The 16,470-nt window shown below is 57.8% G+C and carries 15 protein-coding genes; 5 read left to right on the top strand and 10 right to left on the bottom strand.

Annotated elements, in window-relative coordinates:
* Positions 1 to 13: 13 nt before the first annotated feature.
* Entirely contained in the window at positions 14 to 1,135 is a 1,122-nt protein-coding gene (locus DSCA_RS03720) for a DNA-methyltransferase (protein ID WP_155315153.1), read from the top strand.
* A gap of 188 nt (positions 1,136 to 1,323) precedes the next feature.
* On the opposite strand, the gene DSCA_RS03715 is transcribed toward DSCA_RS03720, so the two are convergent.
* The gene (locus DSCA_RS03715; protein ID WP_155315152.1) at positions 1,324 to 1,596 is read right to left on the bottom strand and encodes an EscU/YscU/HrcU family type III secretion system export apparatus switch protein; all 273 of its coding nucleotides are present in this window, start codon (positions 1,594 to 1,596) and stop codon (positions 1,324 to 1,326) included.
* Positions 1,593 to 3,113: a hypothetical protein gene (locus DSCA_RS03710; RefSeq protein ID WP_155315151.1), complete on the bottom strand. Its 1,521-nt coding sequence runs from the start codon at positions 3,111 to 3,113 to the stop codon at positions 1,593 to 1,595. Before DSCA_RS03710 ends, DSCA_RS03715 begins: the two co-directional genes overlap by 4 nt.
* A 276-nt stretch (positions 3,114 to 3,389) precedes the next feature.
* Here DSCA_RS03710 and DSCA_RS03705 point away from each other — a divergent pair, with 276 nt between their 5' ends.
* Both DSCA_RS03705 and DSCA_RS03700 read left to right on the top strand, forming a co-directional pair.
* Complete coding sequence (locus DSCA_RS03705; protein ID WP_155315150.1) at positions 3,390 to 3,692, top strand: hypothetical protein; 303 nt, start codon at positions 3,390 to 3,392, stop codon at positions 3,690 to 3,692.
* Positions 3,693 to 3,769: 77 nt separating this feature from the next.
* The gene (locus DSCA_RS03700) at positions 3,770 to 4,204 is read left to right on the top strand and encodes a hypothetical protein (protein WP_155315149.1); all 435 of its coding nucleotides are present in this window, start codon (positions 3,770 to 3,772) and stop codon (positions 4,202 to 4,204) included.
* A 17-nt stretch (positions 4,205 to 4,221) separates the two neighbouring features.
* On the opposite strand, the gene yjgA is transcribed toward DSCA_RS03700, so the two are convergent.
* From yjgA to rlmD, 7 genes are all read right to left on the bottom strand, one after another.
* Positions 4,222 to 4,719: a ribosome biogenesis factor YjgA gene (yjgA, locus tag DSCA_RS03695; protein WP_167527587.1), complete on the bottom strand. Its 498-nt coding sequence runs from the start codon at positions 4,717 to 4,719 to the stop codon at positions 4,222 to 4,224.
* A gap of 181 nt (positions 4,720 to 4,900) precedes the next feature.
* The gene (locus DSCA_RS03690) at positions 4,901 to 6,184 is read right to left on the bottom strand and encodes a TRAP transporter large permease (RefSeq protein ID WP_155315147.1); all 1,284 of its coding nucleotides are present in this window, start codon (positions 6,182 to 6,184) and stop codon (positions 4,901 to 4,903) included.
* A complete protein-coding gene (locus DSCA_RS03685; protein WP_155315146.1) occupies positions 6,181 to 6,669 on the bottom strand; it encodes a TRAP transporter small permease subunit in 489 nt (162 codons plus the stop codon). The genes DSCA_RS03690 and DSCA_RS03685 overlap by 4 nt, the downstream gene beginning before the upstream one ends.
* Positions 6,666 to 7,676, bottom strand: coding sequence for a TRAP transporter substrate-binding protein (locus tag DSCA_RS03680; RefSeq protein WP_155315145.1), 1,011 nt, complete (start codon positions 7,674 to 7,676; stop codon positions 6,666 to 6,668). Before DSCA_RS03680 ends, DSCA_RS03685 begins: the two co-directional genes overlap by 4 nt.
* A 132-nt stretch (positions 7,677 to 7,808) precedes the next feature.
* Positions 7,809 to 8,735, bottom strand: a complete 927-nt coding sequence (locus DSCA_RS03675) for a TRAP transporter TatT component family protein (RefSeq protein ID WP_155315144.1) — start codon at positions 8,733 to 8,735, stop codon at positions 7,809 to 7,811.
* Positions 8,736 to 8,838: 103 nt separating this feature from the next.
* Positions 8,839 to 9,456, bottom strand: a complete 618-nt coding sequence (locus DSCA_RS03670) for a TetR/AcrR family transcriptional regulator (protein ID WP_155315143.1) — start codon at positions 9,454 to 9,456, stop codon at positions 8,839 to 8,841.
* A gap of 244 nt (positions 9,457 to 9,700) precedes the next feature.
* Positions 9,701 to 11,092 carry a 23S rRNA (uracil(1939)-C(5))-methyltransferase RlmD gene (rlmD, locus tag DSCA_RS03665; RefSeq protein WP_155315142.1) on the bottom strand — a complete coding sequence of 464 codons (1,392 nt, stop codon included), beginning with the start codon at positions 11,090 to 11,092 and terminating at the stop codon, positions 9,701 to 9,703.
* Between the two features lie 336 nt (positions 11,093 to 11,428).
* On the opposite strand from rlmD, the gene acnA reads away from it, so the two are divergent.
* Entirely contained in the window at positions 11,429 to 14,173 is a 2,745-nt protein-coding gene (gene acnA, locus DSCA_RS03660) for an aconitate hydratase AcnA (RefSeq protein ID WP_155315141.1), read from the top strand.
* Positions 14,174 to 14,179: 6 nt separating this feature from the next.
* Here the strand turns inward: acnA and DSCA_RS03655 are convergent, their stop codons facing one another.
* Positions 14,180 to 14,791, bottom strand: coding sequence for a hypothetical protein (locus tag DSCA_RS03655; protein ID WP_155315140.1), 612 nt, complete (start codon positions 14,789 to 14,791; stop codon positions 14,180 to 14,182).
* A 299-nt stretch (positions 14,792 to 15,090) separates the two neighbouring features.
* Here DSCA_RS03655 and DSCA_RS03650 point away from each other — a divergent pair, with 299 nt between their 5' ends.
* Positions 15,091 to 16,443: a hypothetical protein gene (locus DSCA_RS03650; protein WP_155315139.1), complete on the top strand. Its 1,353-nt coding sequence runs from the start codon at positions 15,091 to 15,093 to the stop codon at positions 16,441 to 16,443.
* The last annotated feature ends 27 nt before the right edge of the window (positions 16,444 to 16,470 follow it).

The raw sequence follows: 16,470 nt of genomic DNA, 5'->3' as shown, positions 1-16,470 counted from the left end.
GAAACGCACGCCCATGGTAACCCATCATCTCACCCACTTTGACGATGCTGAAAAAATGAACGACGTCGCCACCCGGAGCGTTCACCTGGTGGTGACCTCTCCTCCCTATCCCATGATCGAGATGTGGGACCCCCTGTTCTGCCGGCAGGCCGCTACCCGGGAGGCCATGGACAACCAGGCCGGTATGCGGGCATTTGAACTGATGCACCGGCAGTTGGACCGGGTGTGGGAGGAACTATATCGGGTGCTGGTTCCCGGTGGCATCGCCTGCATCAACATCGGTGACGCCACCCGGACCATGGGTGGCCAGTTTTCCATCTACCCCAATCACAGCCGCATCCTTTCACGGATGCTGGATCTTGGGTTTTCCAACCTGCCGAATATCCTGTGGCGCAAGCAGACCAATGCCCCCAACAAATTCATGGGGTCGGGCATGATGCCCCCGGGGGCCTATGTGACCCTGGAGCACGAGCACATCCTGATATTTCGAAAGGGCGGCAAACGACTGTTCAATACCCGGGCGGAGAAGGCCAACCGCCGGCAAAGCGCCTACTTCTGGGAGGAACGCAACCAGTGGTTCTCGGACGTATGGATGGATCTGAAGGGCACCCGGCAGAAAACCGGCGACAGGCAATTGCGGCAGCGCAGCGGAGCCTTTCCCTTTGAACTGCCCTACCGCCTGATATCCATGTTTTCCGTCATGGGCGATACGGTGCTCGATCCCTTCCTGGGCACCGGAACCACCCTGTTCGCCGCGGCCACCGCCGGCCGAAACAGCGTGGGCTACGAGACGGACGACGCCTTCAGGCCGCTGATAGAAGAACAATGCAAAGGGGCCATCGAACAGGGGCGTCAGCGCATCGGCCAGCGATTCGAAAATCATCGGCAATTTATCGGAGACCGGGAAACGGCAGGCAAAGCGGTCAAACACATCAACCGGGTCTACGGATTTCCGGTGATCACCCGCCAGGAAAGCGAACTGATGATCCCGCTGCCCGCGACCGTTGAGCAAACACAGCCAGGCCGGTTCTCGGTCACCTACGACCGGCCTGAGGTGCCGGCCGGCGGTCAACCGGCATCTGTACCGAAAGCATCCCCATCAGAGCCAACCGGTCAACTGCCGTTGTTCGACTAGTGCCTATCCATAAATGGTTTTTTTGCCCGGTATCTGCGTTATGCGAAAAATTTAATCCTCGGAATATCAAAGATATGCCTGTGGGGCATCCCGTGATCCATACGGGGCGGTTAAATTTTTCGCATGCCTTGATCTGGACCCAAATCCCTCATTTCTGGATGGACACCCGACTAATACCCGGTCACCGTTCACGATCGGAGTTTGCCGTTCAGCCGATAGATAAACACCAGCACTTCGGCCACGGCGCGGTATAATTCGGCTGGAATTTCAGACTCCAGTTCCATGGCTTCGAGCACATTGGCCAGATTGGGGTCCTCATGAAGGGGAACGTTGTTTTCCCTTGCCACCTGGATGATCTGCTCGGCAATGCGTCCCTTGCCCTTGGCCACCACCCGGGGGGCCATTTTCCCGGCCTGGTCATATTTTAACGCAGCCGCCCTTTTGCTCCGTTGTTCGTTCATATGTTCAGGTCCACCAGTCGTCCATCGCAGGGGGCCGGATCGTCGTCTTCAAATTCATCAATTTTTTTCTTGTTGACCACCACCCTGACGGCAACGGTATGGAAGATATTGTCCAGCTTCTGACCGATACAGTGACACCCGGTCTCAATGGCCGTCTTGGCACCGGTGTCCTGAACGAAAAAAGTGATGTTCAGGTCCTTTCCGACCATCCATAAATCGCTGCGAACCGTGCCAAGGGTGTCCATTTCCAGCAGCAGGGCAACCCGGGGGGGCTTTTGGGCGTCGTCCCGTGCTTTCTTGGCGTAAAACACCTTGAGACGGGCATTGCGGGGGGTGTCGCTCAGGAACAGCAGGTGGGAGAAGGCCTGAAAAAGGTCCGGGTCGACAGGCTTTTCGGTGGCCATGGTTTGTTGATGCTCGATGTTGGTAACCGCCCGTTGAACCACCTGTTTCAGCGTCTCCAGCAGGTGCCGATCCGCCCCCGGCGTGTCCATGGGCTGCAAATCAAGAAACTGTTTCAGGATCAACAGGTTGGGCTTTAGATCCTTCAGCATCACGTCACGGATGGCCGGTTGCGCGGCCAATTCGCCTGTCGTCCTCGACGCCGGCCCGTCCTGAAGGCCGCGGATGACCGACTCCAGTCGTTTTTCAAAATAAAGGCCTGAATTTTCGACAAACTCCCGGACCCTGGCCGCCAGCGTCGTCGGGTTCCCTGTCGCATTTGCCGGTTGGAGGGCCTGATCGAGATGGGTCAGGGCGGCTTTCAGCCCGGACGGAAAGGGTACCGAAACCGCCTTCTCCGGTTGTACCGCCCGATGACGCAAGTACTGAATCTGTTCACGCACGACCGCCGCATCGGCAACCGTTGGCGGCGCTGTCGGGCCGACGGTTTTGGCAGGCGCCCCTCCCTCCTCTCCCCGGACGCTGACCAGGCCCGCCATTGACGGTGCCGCGGGGTTGATGCCTGACGATCGCCCGTCGGGCGCCACGGTGAAGGTGCCGCCATGTTCACTGTTCACCACCTTAAGGGTGATGGTCTGCCCCCGGCTGACCGGGACGTCGATTTTTGCCAAAGCTTTGAATTGTCCGAAATCCACCAGCGTCCGGCCGTTTTTTTCAAACCCCGTGATGCGCGCCTGGAAAGACCTCCCGGGGAGCAGGAAACGGGAATGGGCGAAAAGAGAGGGGGTGTCTGATACCGGTTCGAACCATCGAATTTCCAGACGGTCGACGTCCTCAGCGTTGGTCGGCATGCCGCTTTCGGGTATCATGACCATGCGCAGGCGGTCCGCTGTGGGATCCACCCGGATCTGCACGTCCTGGCCGGCGACCATGGGCAGGGGCATACGTGCATAGGCCTTGAACCCATCGAAAGACAGCAGGGCATCGTTGCCTTTTTCCACATCCAGTACCGATGCCGACAGGACATCGCCGGCGCGCAACGCCAGGGGCACCGTCGCGGCCCGCCCAGATTCATTGATCCGCTGGGGCAGATTCAGCGTACACCGGATGTCCATGTCCCCAATCCTTTGATCCGTTTTTATTTTATATGGCAGGGCTCCAAAAAGGACCCTGTCTGTATACTACTATCGAACCGATGCAGGAAAACTTCAAGAACCGGCGAAACCCATTCACCGGACATTGGCTTATCCCCGCCGCCGTGAAACGCGAAGGTCTTTCCGGCAACGATTCCCTGGACGCCGGCATTGACCAATGATTGCCTAACCATTGGGTTTATGCTACAGAAGTTGCCCTTGCCAGCAACCCGTTAAGACAGCCCGGTAAAGGACCCCATGTTTTCAGGGATACAGGAAATTCTGCTTATCGTACTGGTCGTGCTGGGAATATTTCTGGTTCCCCGGATGATCAAACCGCGTCCGTCACCGCCAAGGGTGCTTCTGCGTCGACCGGGCCTCAGATTTTCCTGGACGCTTCGCCTGGCCATCGTGGTGTCGGTCCTCTGGCCGCTGGCCTGTGCCGCCTATTTCCAGCCCTGGCAGCAGGCCGCCATCCCCTTCGCCGTTATCGGTCTCGGACCGGTTGTCGTCGGGTGGTGTGCCCACTGGGTGCTGGCCGGGATGAAAAACAAACCATAACCCGTTGGCCCCGCCAAGGGGGCAACCCGATCGTCGTCCGAACCGTTAACGAAACGCGAACCCAAGCGAGGTGCAACATGGCACATGAAGATGCCGGCCACTACGGAGCCAAACATCCGGACGGAAAAATAGATACCGCCATTGCCGACGAGATCCTCGAAAAGGAAAAGGATGGGCGCATCACCTGTGCGGCCGCCCACATGATCGCCAAAAGGCACGCCTGCCCGCCGAAAATGGTGGGCATGAACATCGACCTGCTCGAAAAACGGATCTGCAAGTGCCAGTTGGGGCTGTATGGATACGGGTCCAAAAAAGGGAAAGCCGTCGATGCCTCAACACCGGTGGGGAAGGAGCTCGAAAAAGCCATCGGCGCCGCCATGGATGGGGATCGGATCAGCTGTGAAGCGGCCTGGGGGGTGGCCAAACGACTCAACCTGGCCAAAATAGAGGTGTCCAACGCCTGTGAGGCCCTGGGAATCAAAATCTGCAACTGCCAGCTGGGTGCGTTTTAGCCCCTGCGGAAAAATGGTTACCCGCCGGCATCCAGGTCTTTCAGATAACGAAACAGGTTGCGGGCCGATTTCGGCGGGGCGCTTTTTTTCTTCTCCCTGCGGGCACTGCGCACCAGCTGGCCCAGACGCTGGCGATCCGCATCGGGGAAGGTTTCCAGAATCTTTTCCAACACAGCATCCTCTCCGGCCACCAGCCGGTCCCGCCAGCTTTCGATACGATGGAATGCTTTGGCCCGCCGATAGTCGCCCTGTTCTATTTCCAGGAGCGCCTTTTCGATGGGTTCCGTATCCACGCTTCGCATGATGGTGCCGATATACTGCAGCTGACGCCGCCGGGCGCCTCGGGATGTCATGGGCCGTATCACCGTGATGGCTGCCATCAACGCATCGGGCAGCGCCATCCGGCTTAACTGCTCCTCCGAAAGCGTAACCAGCTTTTCACCCAGTTTCTGGAGGGCGGCGGCCTCTCTTTTCAACTGCGTCCGGCTTTTACCAATTTTTTCGTCTGTGTCCATGCTCAGCGGGCTCATGATGGTGCAGGCCGAAATCCGTCATGTTCGAGTTCATCCATGTTAAGGCCAGCCGGGTGCATCCCCCGACGGAAGCCTGACCCCTGACCCGGCCGGGAGTCGATCATGGACTTCATATCAGCAAATACCGGCAATGTCACCCATATCCGGCAGATGCCATCAGGGGCTAACGCACCAGAAACAAACTCAGCCACGGCACATAAGTAATAACGACAAGCACCCCGAGCAAAAGCATCAGGTACGGAAATGAGGCCCGGTAAATCAGCGTCACGGGTTTTTCGAATTTCAGGCTTGAAATGAACAGGTTGATGCCCACCGGTGGGGTGGAATACCCAATTTCCAGATTCACCAGGAAGATGATGCACAGGTGGATGGGGTCCACCCCGTATGACATGGCAATGGGCACGATAATGGGCACCACGATCACAATCGCTGAAAAAATATCCATGATGCAGCCAACGCCCAGCAGGAACAGGTTCAATCCGGCCAGGAAAAACAGTTTGCTGTCACTGAAAGCGGTCAGGGATTCAAGGATCCGGCCGGGAATCTGTTGGTCTACCAGAAAACCGGTAAATCCCAGGGCGACACCCAGGATCACGATAATGGCACCGGACAGCACCGCACTTTCGACGATGATCGCCGGCAGTTCCTTGAAAAAGGAAACCTCTTTCAGAACAAAGCACTCCACCACGACCACGTAAATCAACACGACGGCGGAGACCTCGGCAATGGTGACGAAGCCACCATACACCCCGGCCAGAATAATGCCGATCAAGGGCCAGTCCCAGGCGGCTTCCCAAAAAACGGAATTCAACCGCTTGAAAGAGATCCGTGGACGGGGGCCCGGCCGGCCGTCCGGCCACTTTATAAAAAACGCATAGCCGCAAAGCACCACGACAAGAAAGGCCCCGGGGACCAGGGCGGCCTTGAAGATCAGCCCGATATCCGTCTGGGCCACCACACCATACAAAATCACGGCCAGGCTGGGCGGGAAGAGCAATCCCAGGCTGCCCGAGGTGGTCAGCAGCCCCAGGGTGAATCGATCGGCGTATCCTTTACCGCGCATCACCGGATAAAGCAGGCCGCCCATGGCCACAATGGTAACCCCGCTGGCTCCGGTCAGTGCGGTAAAAAAGGCGCAGGAACAAAGTGCCGCCATGGCCAGTCCGCCGGGCAGCCACCCCAGGAGCGCTTCAATGAAATTCATGATGCGCCGGGGTGCGCGGGTTTCGGTGAGCAGGCAGCCCACAAGGGTAAACAGCGGAAGGGCAACCAGAACCGGCATGGCCCCCAATCGGTTCATTTCGATCAAAATCATCTGAAGCGAGAGCCAGTCGTGGTCCACAAGGTAGAGGCAGGCGATGGACAGCGCGGCAATCACCGTAAATACCGGGGTTTCCAGAAGGGCCATGGCCAGAATGACAACAATGGCGACGCCGAGCCAGCTCATCGGATCGGTCTGGCCTGCCGGGTGGGTTCGGGCGCCAATCGGTAAAGGATGCCGGCCAGGTAGCGAAACGCCGCCATCCCGAAGAAAATCGGGAAAATAACCGAGAGCCGCCCCCAGGCACCGAACATGGCGATTTCATTTTGGACGAAGGCCAGCGAAGCGGCAAAAAGGACGCCCATCACCAAAGCCCCGAAAAGGCCGGACACAACCCCAGCACCCGTGCGGACGCGCGGGCTGCAGTGGCGCAGCGCCAGTTCCAGCCGGATATGCCGCTGCCGTTTCAACGCCAGGGAGGCGCCCAGTAATGCCAGCCAGAGGACCAGGCGGGGTCCTGCTTCGAAAAGCTGATGGGAGGGGAGATGCCAAACATTACGGGAGAGGATGGTGATGACGATAAAAAGGACCAGGATTGAAAAGCACAGCAGGACAGCGCTTTTTTCGATCGACGCCATGGCGTCGTCCAGCCGTCGGATGGTGTTGATCATTTTTCCGTCTTCCGATGGTCGTCAATCAATCCGCGGACCCGGTCGAACAATTCCTCCGAATATAGGGACGGGATACTGGTCCGGTAATTCTTTTCAGCGCTTTTTCTGAACGATGCAACCTGCTCACGGGTCGGCGGGATCAGTTCAATTCCGGCCTCACCTAGCACCTGAAGCGCCTCGGCGTTGTCCCTGCGGGTCAGCGCGACCAGTCTGTCGCAGTAGGTTCTGGCCAGGCGGCGCACGATTTCCCGATTTTCGGGGCTCAGGCGCAGGAAGGCGCGTTTAGTCATCAACAGGGCACCGGTACTGTTGACCATGGGAAAATCGAGCATGTATCTGACCCTCGCGTACCACTGGAAGGCGACCGATGCAAGTGGCGGAGAATAAAATGAATCAATCATCCCCGTCTCAAGTCCGGTATTGACGTCGGCCAGTTGAAGAGGATAGGCCGGGACGCCGAAGGCATCCAGGAAATTTTCTGCGACCCGGTCCCCTTTCCACACCCACATTTTGGTTTGTTGAAGGTTGTCCAGGCTGTCGATGCGCTGTTTGGAAAACAGGTAGACGAAGCCGGCTTCGGCAAATCCCAGCAGGACATATCCCTTCTCGTCAAATCGGGCGGAAAAATCATCGAACAGCGCTTCTTTGACGAAATCGATCTCTTCGGGCGTGTCGAAAAGCAGGGGTGCTTCGAGAACACGTATCTCCGGCAGGACAAGCCCCAGGCCCACCCCGGAAAACCCGCCGGCATGGAGGCGATTGGCGCGCATCTTCCTGAGCACATCCACCTCGTCGCCGCTGACACCGCCGGCATAGATTTTAATGGCCGCATCGCCACGGGTTTCTTTTTTTACCGAATCGGCAAAGGCATGCAGGGTGTTGGTCCAGGTACTGCCCTCGGGCATTACCACGGCAATTTTGATTTCAACGGGACCGGCAAGCACCGATGCGCTGCAGGACAGGAGCAGCCAGACGATCATGCTGAAAAAAACAAGGACGCGTTTCATGCAACCCCTCCGATGACCGAGCTATGGGGGATGGATGGACCGGAAGCGGGAGAAGGGCTGGTGCTTCAGGGATAGTCGGGAAAATTCACTTCAGATCCCCATCGCAGTCTTATCTATCTCATATTTCGATGTTCATTCAAACAGCAAATCCACGGCGGAAAGATAAATGGCGGCCCGGCGACCGGCAATGGCATTGTAAAGGGAAACATCACACTCACCGGTTGGATGGTCGACGATCCGCTGCATCAGATCGACAAAGGCGTCCCTGGCCTGCTGCTGTGGCAGACAGTAGCGGCCATAAAAAAGGTCCGCCAGCAGGTATGCGTCGCCGGCAATCTGTTTCAATCGCCGATAGTGCCCGCGGGCTTTCTCCTGGCTGCCGCCCATCATGGGCGGCCGGGAACCGAAATAGGCCATCAGGAAAAGATGGGCACCTGCGTGGTGATAGACGGGATTTATTTCTGCCACCCGCTCCATGACCTGACGGGCCAGGTGTGCCCGGGATACGGCCCGCACGGAATCGAGGTTGCGGTTGACCCAGGCCCCGAGGTTGAATCCGTACCAGAAAAGCGCTGCCACCTGGCGGTCTCCCAGCCGTTCCAGATAGGGCCCGATGGTATCGACCTGGCGGAATGCGTCCGCCGCACCCGGCACACTTTTTTCCAGGGCCATCAGGGCATAGCCGGCACCCTTCAGGTAGCAGCGGTTCAGCTGATCTTTCAGCCGATCGGTCTCCGGCCCCCGTGATCTGCCGGCAGGGCCAGCGAATAACCGCTCCTCCAGCCGGGTTTCCACAAACCCGAATGCATAGCTTCCGTAAAACCGGGACAGCAGGGTGATCAGCCGGCGATTATCGGGGCTGTTCGCCAGCAGGGCCTCCAGCAGTTTGATGTTGGCCGGGATGGCGTTTTCTAACAGCTGCAGATCGTCGTCACGCTCGAAAGCGATCATGCCGTCGTCCACCAGATCGGTCATTTGACCGACCATGATCGTTTTTGGCGAACAGGCGATCACTGCCGCGGTCATGCACACCAGCAGCACATATCTTGCGATCAGCATAATTTACACCTGCCTGGCAAACAGCTCGAATCTGAGAGCCCGGCTGCATGTCGATCATTCCGGGATTCAGCTTTCGGCGGGAGGGGAAAAATCCGGTCCGATCCTATCGACTGAGGTTTTCGGGAATGCTGCCCGTCGTAAAAACGCTGCTGAGGATACGGACAAGGCGATGAATGTGGCGTTTGATCTCCTCGGGCGATCGGCCTGGATAATTTCTGAAAGACATGACCACGCCGGTCACGGACGCATAGATGGCGTGCGTGACCAGGCGGTTGTTCATGCCGATATCGGTCTGATTGTTCACCTTTTCCAAAATGTCGAGAAAATTGCGCTGCATGGTGTTATATCGCTCCAGCGCCTTGGGCTGGATTTGACCGGAAATCATAAAATGGCCCATCATCTGGAATACGGATTCATTTTCCAGCAGATAGTCCACACTTCCCATGGCCAGTTCTTCCAGTGAGGTGCGGCCCTCTTTAACCCTTTTTTCAAACAGTTCCTCCACCACTTTCATGTGGCGGACCAGGGCCTCAACGAAGACGTCGTCACGGCTGGGAAAATAGCGATAAATGGCGGCGGCCGATATGCCGGCCCGTTTGGCAATATCCCGCATGCCGATATTGTGAAAATCTTTTTGACTGAACAGGTCCATGGCAGCATCGATGATCAGGCTTTTTCGCGTTTCACGCTCTTCTTTACGTAATTTCTGAAATGTCGACATGGGTGCGCTCCTGCAGGTTCAGTTAAATGGCCTCAATGCCACCATCCGTTCCGGGATGCCGTTGCTACGGGTAGAATCATTAACGCAGTTAACTTAAATTAACAACTCTTTTCCAGAGGTATCGATTCTGACAAACCGTCCGCCGCCGTCAGACAACCCTCCCGAATTTCATCCACAGCCCCCTCGCCGCCACTCATCGTCGATGGCTTCCGATATTTCCCCATGGACGTTTTTAAGATCGATTTCATCCCTTTTTTTTCACCAGCCGGGCCACGGATTCGATATGAAAGGTGTGGGGGAACATGTCCACCGGCTGCACCGCTTCCACGTCGTAGATCTCCTTGAGTGCCAGTACATCCCTGGCCAGGGTGGCCGGATTGCAGGAGACATAGACAATTTTCTCCGGTGCCATTTTAACCACCTGCCCGACCACATCTTTGTGCATTCCGGCGCGGGGAGGATCGATAACCAGCAGGTCCGGAACCGTTTCGATGGACGCCAGGGTATCCTTGATATCCCCGAGGATAAACCGGCAGTTGTCGATGCCGTTGGTGCGGCAGTTCTTGCGGGCATCGGCCACGGCACTGGCTACCAGCTCCAGCCCGATCACCTCACCGGCCATACGGGCCAGCCAGATGGCAATGGTGCCGGTGCCGCAGTACAGATCCAGAACCGTTTCATGACCCTCCAGGGCAGCGTAGCGCCCCACCGTTTCGTAGAGTCTCTGTGCACCACGGGTGTTGGTCTGAAAAAAAGAATTGGCCGAAATATCGAAATCAAAATCACCGATCCGGTCCGTTAGGACCGGCTCGCCGGCCAGGTGGATTTCCCGCTCGCCGATGGCCACGCCCGAGCGTCTGGCGGTAATGTTGTTGACCACGGAAACCACTTCGGGAAATTGATCCCGGACGAGATCGGCCAGGGGCTGGACCGCCTCACGATCCTCCGCGGCGGTGACGACGTTGACCATCCACCGGTCATGGGCCGCCGAATGCCGGAGCATGAGAAACCGCCAGAAGCCTTCGTGGGTGCGCAGCCCGTATACCGGCCGGTCAGAGGCACGCATGTAAGTGCGCACGGCATCGAGTATCCGGTTTCCCGCCTCCGGCTGCAACAGACAGGCCCGGGTGTCCAGCACCTTGTGGAAGGTGCCGGGCACATGCAGTCCGAGGGCAAAGCTGATATCCGCGTCCGTTCCCATTTCGTGGGGCATCAGCCAGCGGCGGTCCGAGCAGGAAAACTCCATTTTATTGCGGTAGCCGAATACATGATCCGACGGCAGGGTCGGATGAACGGCGGTTCCGCCCAGCATTGCGATGTGTTCCAGTGATTCGGCCACATGGCGGCGTTTCAAATCCAGCTGGTGCGGGTAATCGATAAACTGCCATTTGCATCCCCCGCAAAATCCGCTGTAGGGACACGGCGGCGCCACGCGCAGGGGCGAGGGCGTCAGCAGTTCCTGGACCACGGCCTCGGCGTAGTTGCGTTTTTTCCGGATGATGCGGGCGGCGACCCGATCCCCGGTAACGGTCTGATCGATGAAGACGGCAAAACCGTCGATCTTGGCCAGTCCCTTGCCGCCGAAGGCCACATCGATGACCTCGCATTCGATAATCTGTTTCTTTTTCACGGCCATCCGTAACCTTTTCCCCCTGTTGATTATTAGAATCGGCCTTCCTGTGCTGCTTTCGCAGCCCCCCCCACATGGTCCATGGCAGTTTTTTTGTCAAGCGTCAAACCAACTACCGGTGGAAACCGTCGTCCACAAGGCGGCCATTTTCCTGCCCGGTTGTTCAGACGGCCATTTTTTCTTCCCTTTTTTTCTTGCCCTGCCCGGCGATTTTCTTTAGATTTAGGGCAATCTGATCATTTCCCAGCAGATCCCCGTTTCGCAGACAAGTGTTTCAGGCCATTCGTCACATTTTTCTTTCGACCACGTTCAAGTTCCAAGCAACCCGAAAAGGACCTTGCCATGAAAAACACCGATTATTCGAAGTCACTGCCCGTCGATGGAAAGACTTATACCTTTTATGACTTCAACCGGTTTGCCGCCGACACCGGGGTATCCATCGAACGATTGCCCTGCTCCATCAAGATCCTGGTGGAGAACCTGCTGCGCAAGTTTGACGGCCGCGTGGTCACGGAAGAAGATCTTGCAAATATCGTCCGCTGGCAAAAACGCTACGAGGAACCGGTGGAAATCCCCTACCACCCGGCACGGGTGCTCATGCAGGACTTTACCGGCGTGCCGGCGGTGGTGGACCTGGCCGCCATGCGCGATGCGGTGGCCGCCCTGGGCAAAGACCCCGCGCGGGTCAACCCTCTGGTTCCCACGGAACTGGTGGTGGATCACTCCATCCAGGTGGATTGCTTCGGCACCGACGACGCCCTGGAAAAAAATGTGGCCCTGGAATACAGCCGCAACGGCGAACGCTACGAACTGCTCAAGTGGGCCCAGAAAAGTTTTGCCAATTTCAAAGTGGTCCCCCCCAATTCGGGCATCTGCCACCAGGTCAACCTGGAAAACCTCGGCCGGGTGGTGATCACCCGGGATGAAAACGGCAATGCCGTCGCCTGCCCGGACACCGTGGTGGGCACGGACTCCCATACCCCCATGATCAACGGCATCGGCGTCATGGGGTGGGGCGTGGGCGGCATCGAAGCCGAGGCCGTCATGCTGGGCCAGCCTTATTACATGTCAATCCCCGAGGTGGTGGGCGTCAAACTCACCGGCAGACTGAAAGAGGGCGTCACCGCCACCGACCTGGTGCTCACCATCACCGAGATGCTGCGCCGGATCAACGTGGTCGAAAAATTCGTGGAGTACTTCGGTTCAGGCATGAAAGGCCTGTCGGTCACCGATCGGGCCACCATCGCCAACATGACACCGGAGTACGGGGCCACACTGGGTTTTTTCCCGGTCGATGAGAAAACGATCGACTATCTCCGTCTGACCGGCCGAACCGACCGTGCCCGGGTGGTGGAGGCGTATACCAGAGCCACCGGCATGTTTTACACCGGTGATTCGGACCCCGAGTTTTCCCAGATGGTGGAACTGGACCTGTCGACCGTGCAGCCGTCCCTGGCCGGCCCGGCAAGGCCCCAGGACCGCATCTCCCTGCCCGGACTCAAAAAATCCTTCGCCGACATCCTGGGATGCGAATACGACCGCGATGCCGAAGTCAAGCATATATCTGAATTTCATGATGAATCCGGTTGTCAGACAGTGCGTGCCAGGCGTTGCCGTCCGGTGGCCCGGCGCCAGTTCGACATGGAATTCAACGGCCGCCCGATGAAAATCGGCGACGGTAACATCGTGATCGCCGCCATCACCTCCTGTACCAACACCTCCAACCCCCACGTGCTCATGGGAGCCGGCCTGATCGCCAAGAATGCCGTTTCAAGGGGCCTTAAAGTCCCGTCCTTCGTAAAAACCTCCCTGGCCCCGGGGTCCAAAGTGGTCATGGATTATCTGGAAGCTGCCGGTCTGGTGCCCTACTTCGATGCCCTGGGGTTTCATCTGGCGGCCTTTGGCTGCACCACCTGCATCGGCAACAGCGGCCCGCTGCACCCCGATATCGAGAAGACCATCAAGGAAAACGACCTGAATGTCGCCGCCGTGCTGTCGGGCAACCGCAATTTTGAAGCCCGCATCCACCAGAACATCAAGTCCAATTTCCTGGCATCGCCCATGCTGGTGGTCATTTTTGCACTGGCCGGCCGGGTGGACATCGACCTGACCCTGGAGCCGGTGGGCATCGACCCCAACGGGCAGCCCATTTACCTGGAGGACCTGTGGCCGTCACAGGACCAGATCGACGAACTGGTCAGGACCCACGTCAAACAGGCATTTTTCGAAAAAGAATATGCACGCATCTTCGACGGCGACCGTTTCTGGGAAGCCCTCGACATCGCCGAGAGCACGACCTTCGCCTGGAACGGTGCCTCCACCTACATCAAGAACCCGCCCTACTTCGACGGATTCTCACTGACCGCCCGGCAACCGGAGGATATCAGCGGTGCGCGAGCTTTTCTGCTCCTCGGGGACACGGTCACGACGGACCATATATCACCGGCCGGCGCCATTCCCGAAGACTATCCGGCCGGGCGCTACCTGATTGAAAACGGCGTCCCAAAGGAGGACTTCAACTCATACGGCTCCCGCCGGGGCAATCACGAGGTGATGATGCGCGGCACTTTCGGCAACATCCGTATCAACAACCAGCTGGTGGCGCCCAAACAGGGCAGTTTCACCCTGAAATTTCCAGAGGGCGAGGAGATGTTCAACTACGACGCGGCCATGGCCTACAAGGCCGAAGGAACCCCGTTGGTTGTACTGGGAGGCAAGGAATACGGCACGGGGTCCTCTCGGGACTGGGCCGCCAAAGGTACCGCCCTGCTGGGCATCAGGGCGGTCATCGCCCAGTCTTACGAGCGCATCCACCGCAACAACCTGGTGGGGATGGGCGTGCTTCCGCTGGTGTTTGCCGACGGGGAAAACGCCCAGAGCCTTGGGCTGGACGGGTCGGAAACCTTTTCCATTTCCGGGATTGCCGGCATGACGCCCAGAAAGGAACTGGCGGTCAAGGCCGTCAAACCGGACGGCAGTGAAATCAATTTTACGGCCATTTCCCGCCTGGATACGGAAGTGGATGTGGAATATTTCGAAAACGGCGGGATCCTGCCCGCGGTGATTCGCAAGATGATGACGCAATAGGACGGATTACATCAACCCGGCATTTTTCTTGACCCGCAGCAGTCCCGGACTCAGATTCAGGTGCATGAGCGTGGACTGGCAGCCCATATCGAGGAACACCTTTTCCAGGTCGTCAAAAAGCACCGGACGGTCCGGCCATTTGAACTTTTTTTCCTGCCGGCGCAGGGACGCCCACAGACCTTTCGCCTCGGGGGCGCGTCTGAATACGGTGTCCATGGCACGGTCGCACAGAAACATGGCGCAGACCACAGGCCGAACCGTCCAGACACAGCCTTCGCTTCCCAGATAGACGCAACGATGCCCCGCGTTCACCCGGCACAGTTTCGTCTCCAGTCGATCCAGCTGCGCCGGCGTCGCGTGCAGGGCGTCGATCACCGTATCGGCAAAAAAGGTAATGATACTGTCCCTGGCGCAACAGGCACTGGTCCGGCTCTGGTAGCAGGTCCGGGTACAGATCTCATTGAAGTAGCGGTTCAGGAAATCATCCACCAACCGCCTGAACTGCATGTAGTCACCCACCGTTTCGATGAGTTTTTTTCTCCGGGCCTCGCCGAGCTGCATCAGTCCGTGCCTGACCATTTTCAATGCGTCGAGCTGCTCCTGCTGGTATTCGTTCATTTCGAGGACCGCACGTTGAGGTTTTTCATTTACGGCAATGCGTCGCTGTCCGGGTTTAGGAGATAAGCCGTTGATTGTCAATGGAATGCCGAATGCCGCTGAAAAAATGGGCCCGCCGGAGGGATCTTTTTTCCTTGACGATTTTTCCCATTTCCCCGATAAACGGGTGTCAGATTGCATGGTGGCGGACTCCCTGAATCACCGTGCCATCTGACCTGATCCCGAGGGCCTCGTTTCCCAAAAACCCGGAAAACAGGGCCCGACTGCACGCGGCCATCACCACACAGAAACGAGCCACCATGTCAGAGGAAAACGCGCCCGCCAGCCACCCGATGGACGAAATCGCCCAACGATTCAACATGCACACCGGGCCTATTTCTGAGGACCAGCCGGATTCCGGAGCGGCTCCGCCTTCAGCGTCATCCACGCCCGCCGGCCCCGACGCGTCCGGGCACCGTCCGTCCCTGAAAACCGGGTCGGCTTTCGGGCCGATCTCCTTTTCATCGGATCAGATCGGCGAACCCGCTTTCTTCGTAGACAGAGAATTATGCCTTCGCTGGATCGCCCCGGGCGGTGCAGACGCCTTTTCGCGGGCCCTGGCACGGGAACGTGAATCCGGTTCCACCGCCAATGTGTTCAGCCTGCTGATCAAGCCTGCCATCAGGGACGCACTGTGTGACTGGCAGACCTTTTTTTCATTCGTATACGTTCTGCTGCGCCGCCTGACGCCCCGGGACACCTTTGATTCGGGAACCGTTTTTCTCTCTGGAGAACACACCGCCCACATGGACATCCGGTCATCCGACACCGAAGCGGTTCACCCGTTTCAGATTGACAGCTGCATGCTCATGGGAAATGAAGCCGGCACCGAACCGCCCCTGCGTATTTTTGGCATCGCTTCCGGAGAAGGCACCCTCTTCCTGATCCGCAAGGATCTCTGGCATCCCATGGCGACCGGCGACAGGAAGCCTGACGCCATCGCCGGGACTGTTGAATCCACTGACGAGAAAAAAGCCATCTGCATATTGTCAGCACGGCTGAACGCGTCTCACCGCATCGCCGAGAGCATGCTCCCCGATGTGTTTTTCAAATTGATGAATCGGATCGGGGAGGAAGCCGATGGCGCGGCAAAATCCCTCGGCGGCGTCCGGGCAGGCGGTCAGGGGGCTGAACTCCTCTATATGTTTACCAAAAATGCCGGAAGGAATCCGATCTTCAGCGCCATCTGCTGTGCCACGCGGTTAAACGACCGTATGCAATCCCTGCAGGAAAAATCAAAGCCGGAAATGGGGTGGGCTTACGAAATCTGCATGAACGTCGGCATCAGCCACGGAACGGATGACCTGTCGGCACCGGAACCGGCCGGCTCAATGGAACTCATGATTCCCGGCGGTGCTTCCGACCAATCGTCCCTTCTTTCCGCCGTCGCCGCAAAGGGGGAAATCTGGATCACCAAAGATGCCGTCGGTCAACTGCCCAAATCACTCATCGACCAGATGGTGATGGGCGTCGACCGCCAGGGGCAGTTTTTCCAGAACTTTTTCACCCGGCTTTCAGATCTTTCATCGAAGGCCGGCATCAGTCAGTCGAAACAAGATGATATGGGCGGCCTGCCCGTTACCCGAATCGTAAAAATTGAAACGCCTAAATAGAATCAGCCGTTAATCGACGAGGTGCAA

It is taken from the genome of Desulfosarcina alkanivorans (assembly GCF_009688945.1).
GTDB lineage: Bacteria > Desulfobacterota > Desulfobacteria > Desulfobacterales > Desulfosarcinaceae > Desulfosarcina > Desulfosarcina alkanivorans.
The sequence above is the reverse complement of the archived record's forward strand: the minus strand, read 5'-3'. Positions and strand labels throughout refer to the sequence as shown.

Bases quoted from the DNA above. Each gene is read 5' to 3' on its own strand.
- DSCA_RS03720 (WP_155315153.1), top strand. From the start codon at position 14: ATGGTAACCCATCATCTCACCCACTTTGACGATGCTGAAAAAATGAAC.
- DSCA_RS03715 (WP_155315152.1), bottom strand. From the start codon at position 1,596: ATGAACGAACAACGGAGCAAAAGGGCGGCTGCGTTAAAATATGACCAG.
- DSCA_RS03710 (WP_155315151.1), bottom strand. From the start codon at position 3,113: ATGGACATCCGGTGTACGCTGAATCTGCCCCAGCGGATCAATGAATCT.
- DSCA_RS03705 (WP_155315150.1), top strand. From the start codon at position 3,390: ATGTTTTCAGGGATACAGGAAATTCTGCTTATCGTACTGGTCGTGCTG.
- DSCA_RS03700 (WP_155315149.1), top strand. From the start codon at position 3,770: ATGGCACATGAAGATGCCGGCCACTACGGAGCCAAACATCCGGACGGA.
- yjgA (WP_167527587.1), bottom strand. From the start codon at position 4,719: ATGGACACAGACGAAAAAATTGGTAAAAGCCGGACGCAGTTGAAAAGA.
- DSCA_RS03690 (WP_155315147.1), bottom strand. From the start codon at position 6,184: ATGAGCTGGCTCGGCGTCGCCATTGTTGTCATTCTGGCCATGGCCCTT.
- DSCA_RS03685 (WP_155315146.1), bottom strand. From the start codon at position 6,669: ATGATCAACACCATCCGACGGCTGGACGACGCCATGGCGTCGATCGAA.
- DSCA_RS03680 (WP_155315145.1), bottom strand. From the start codon at position 7,676: ATGAAACGCGTCCTTGTTTTTTTCAGCATGATCGTCTGGCTGCTCCTG.
- DSCA_RS03675 (WP_155315144.1), bottom strand. From the start codon at position 8,735: ATGCTGATCGCAAGATATGTGCTGCTGGTGTGCATGACCGCGGCAGTG.
- DSCA_RS03670 (WP_155315143.1), bottom strand. From the start codon at position 9,456: ATGTCGACATTTCAGAAATTACGTAAAGAAGAGCGTGAAACGCGAAAA.
- rlmD (WP_155315142.1), bottom strand. From the start codon at position 11,092: ATGGCCGTGAAAAAGAAACAGATTATCGAATGCGAGGTCATCGATGTG.
- acnA (WP_155315141.1), top strand. From the start codon at position 11,429: ATGAAAAACACCGATTATTCGAAGTCACTGCCCGTCGATGGAAAGACT.
- DSCA_RS03655 (WP_155315140.1), bottom strand. From the start codon at position 14,791: ATGAACGAATACCAGCAGGAGCAGCTCGACGCATTGAAAATGGTCAGG.
- DSCA_RS03650 (WP_155315139.1), top strand. From the start codon at position 15,091: ATGTCAGAGGAAAACGCGCCCGCCAGCCACCCGATGGACGAAATCGCC.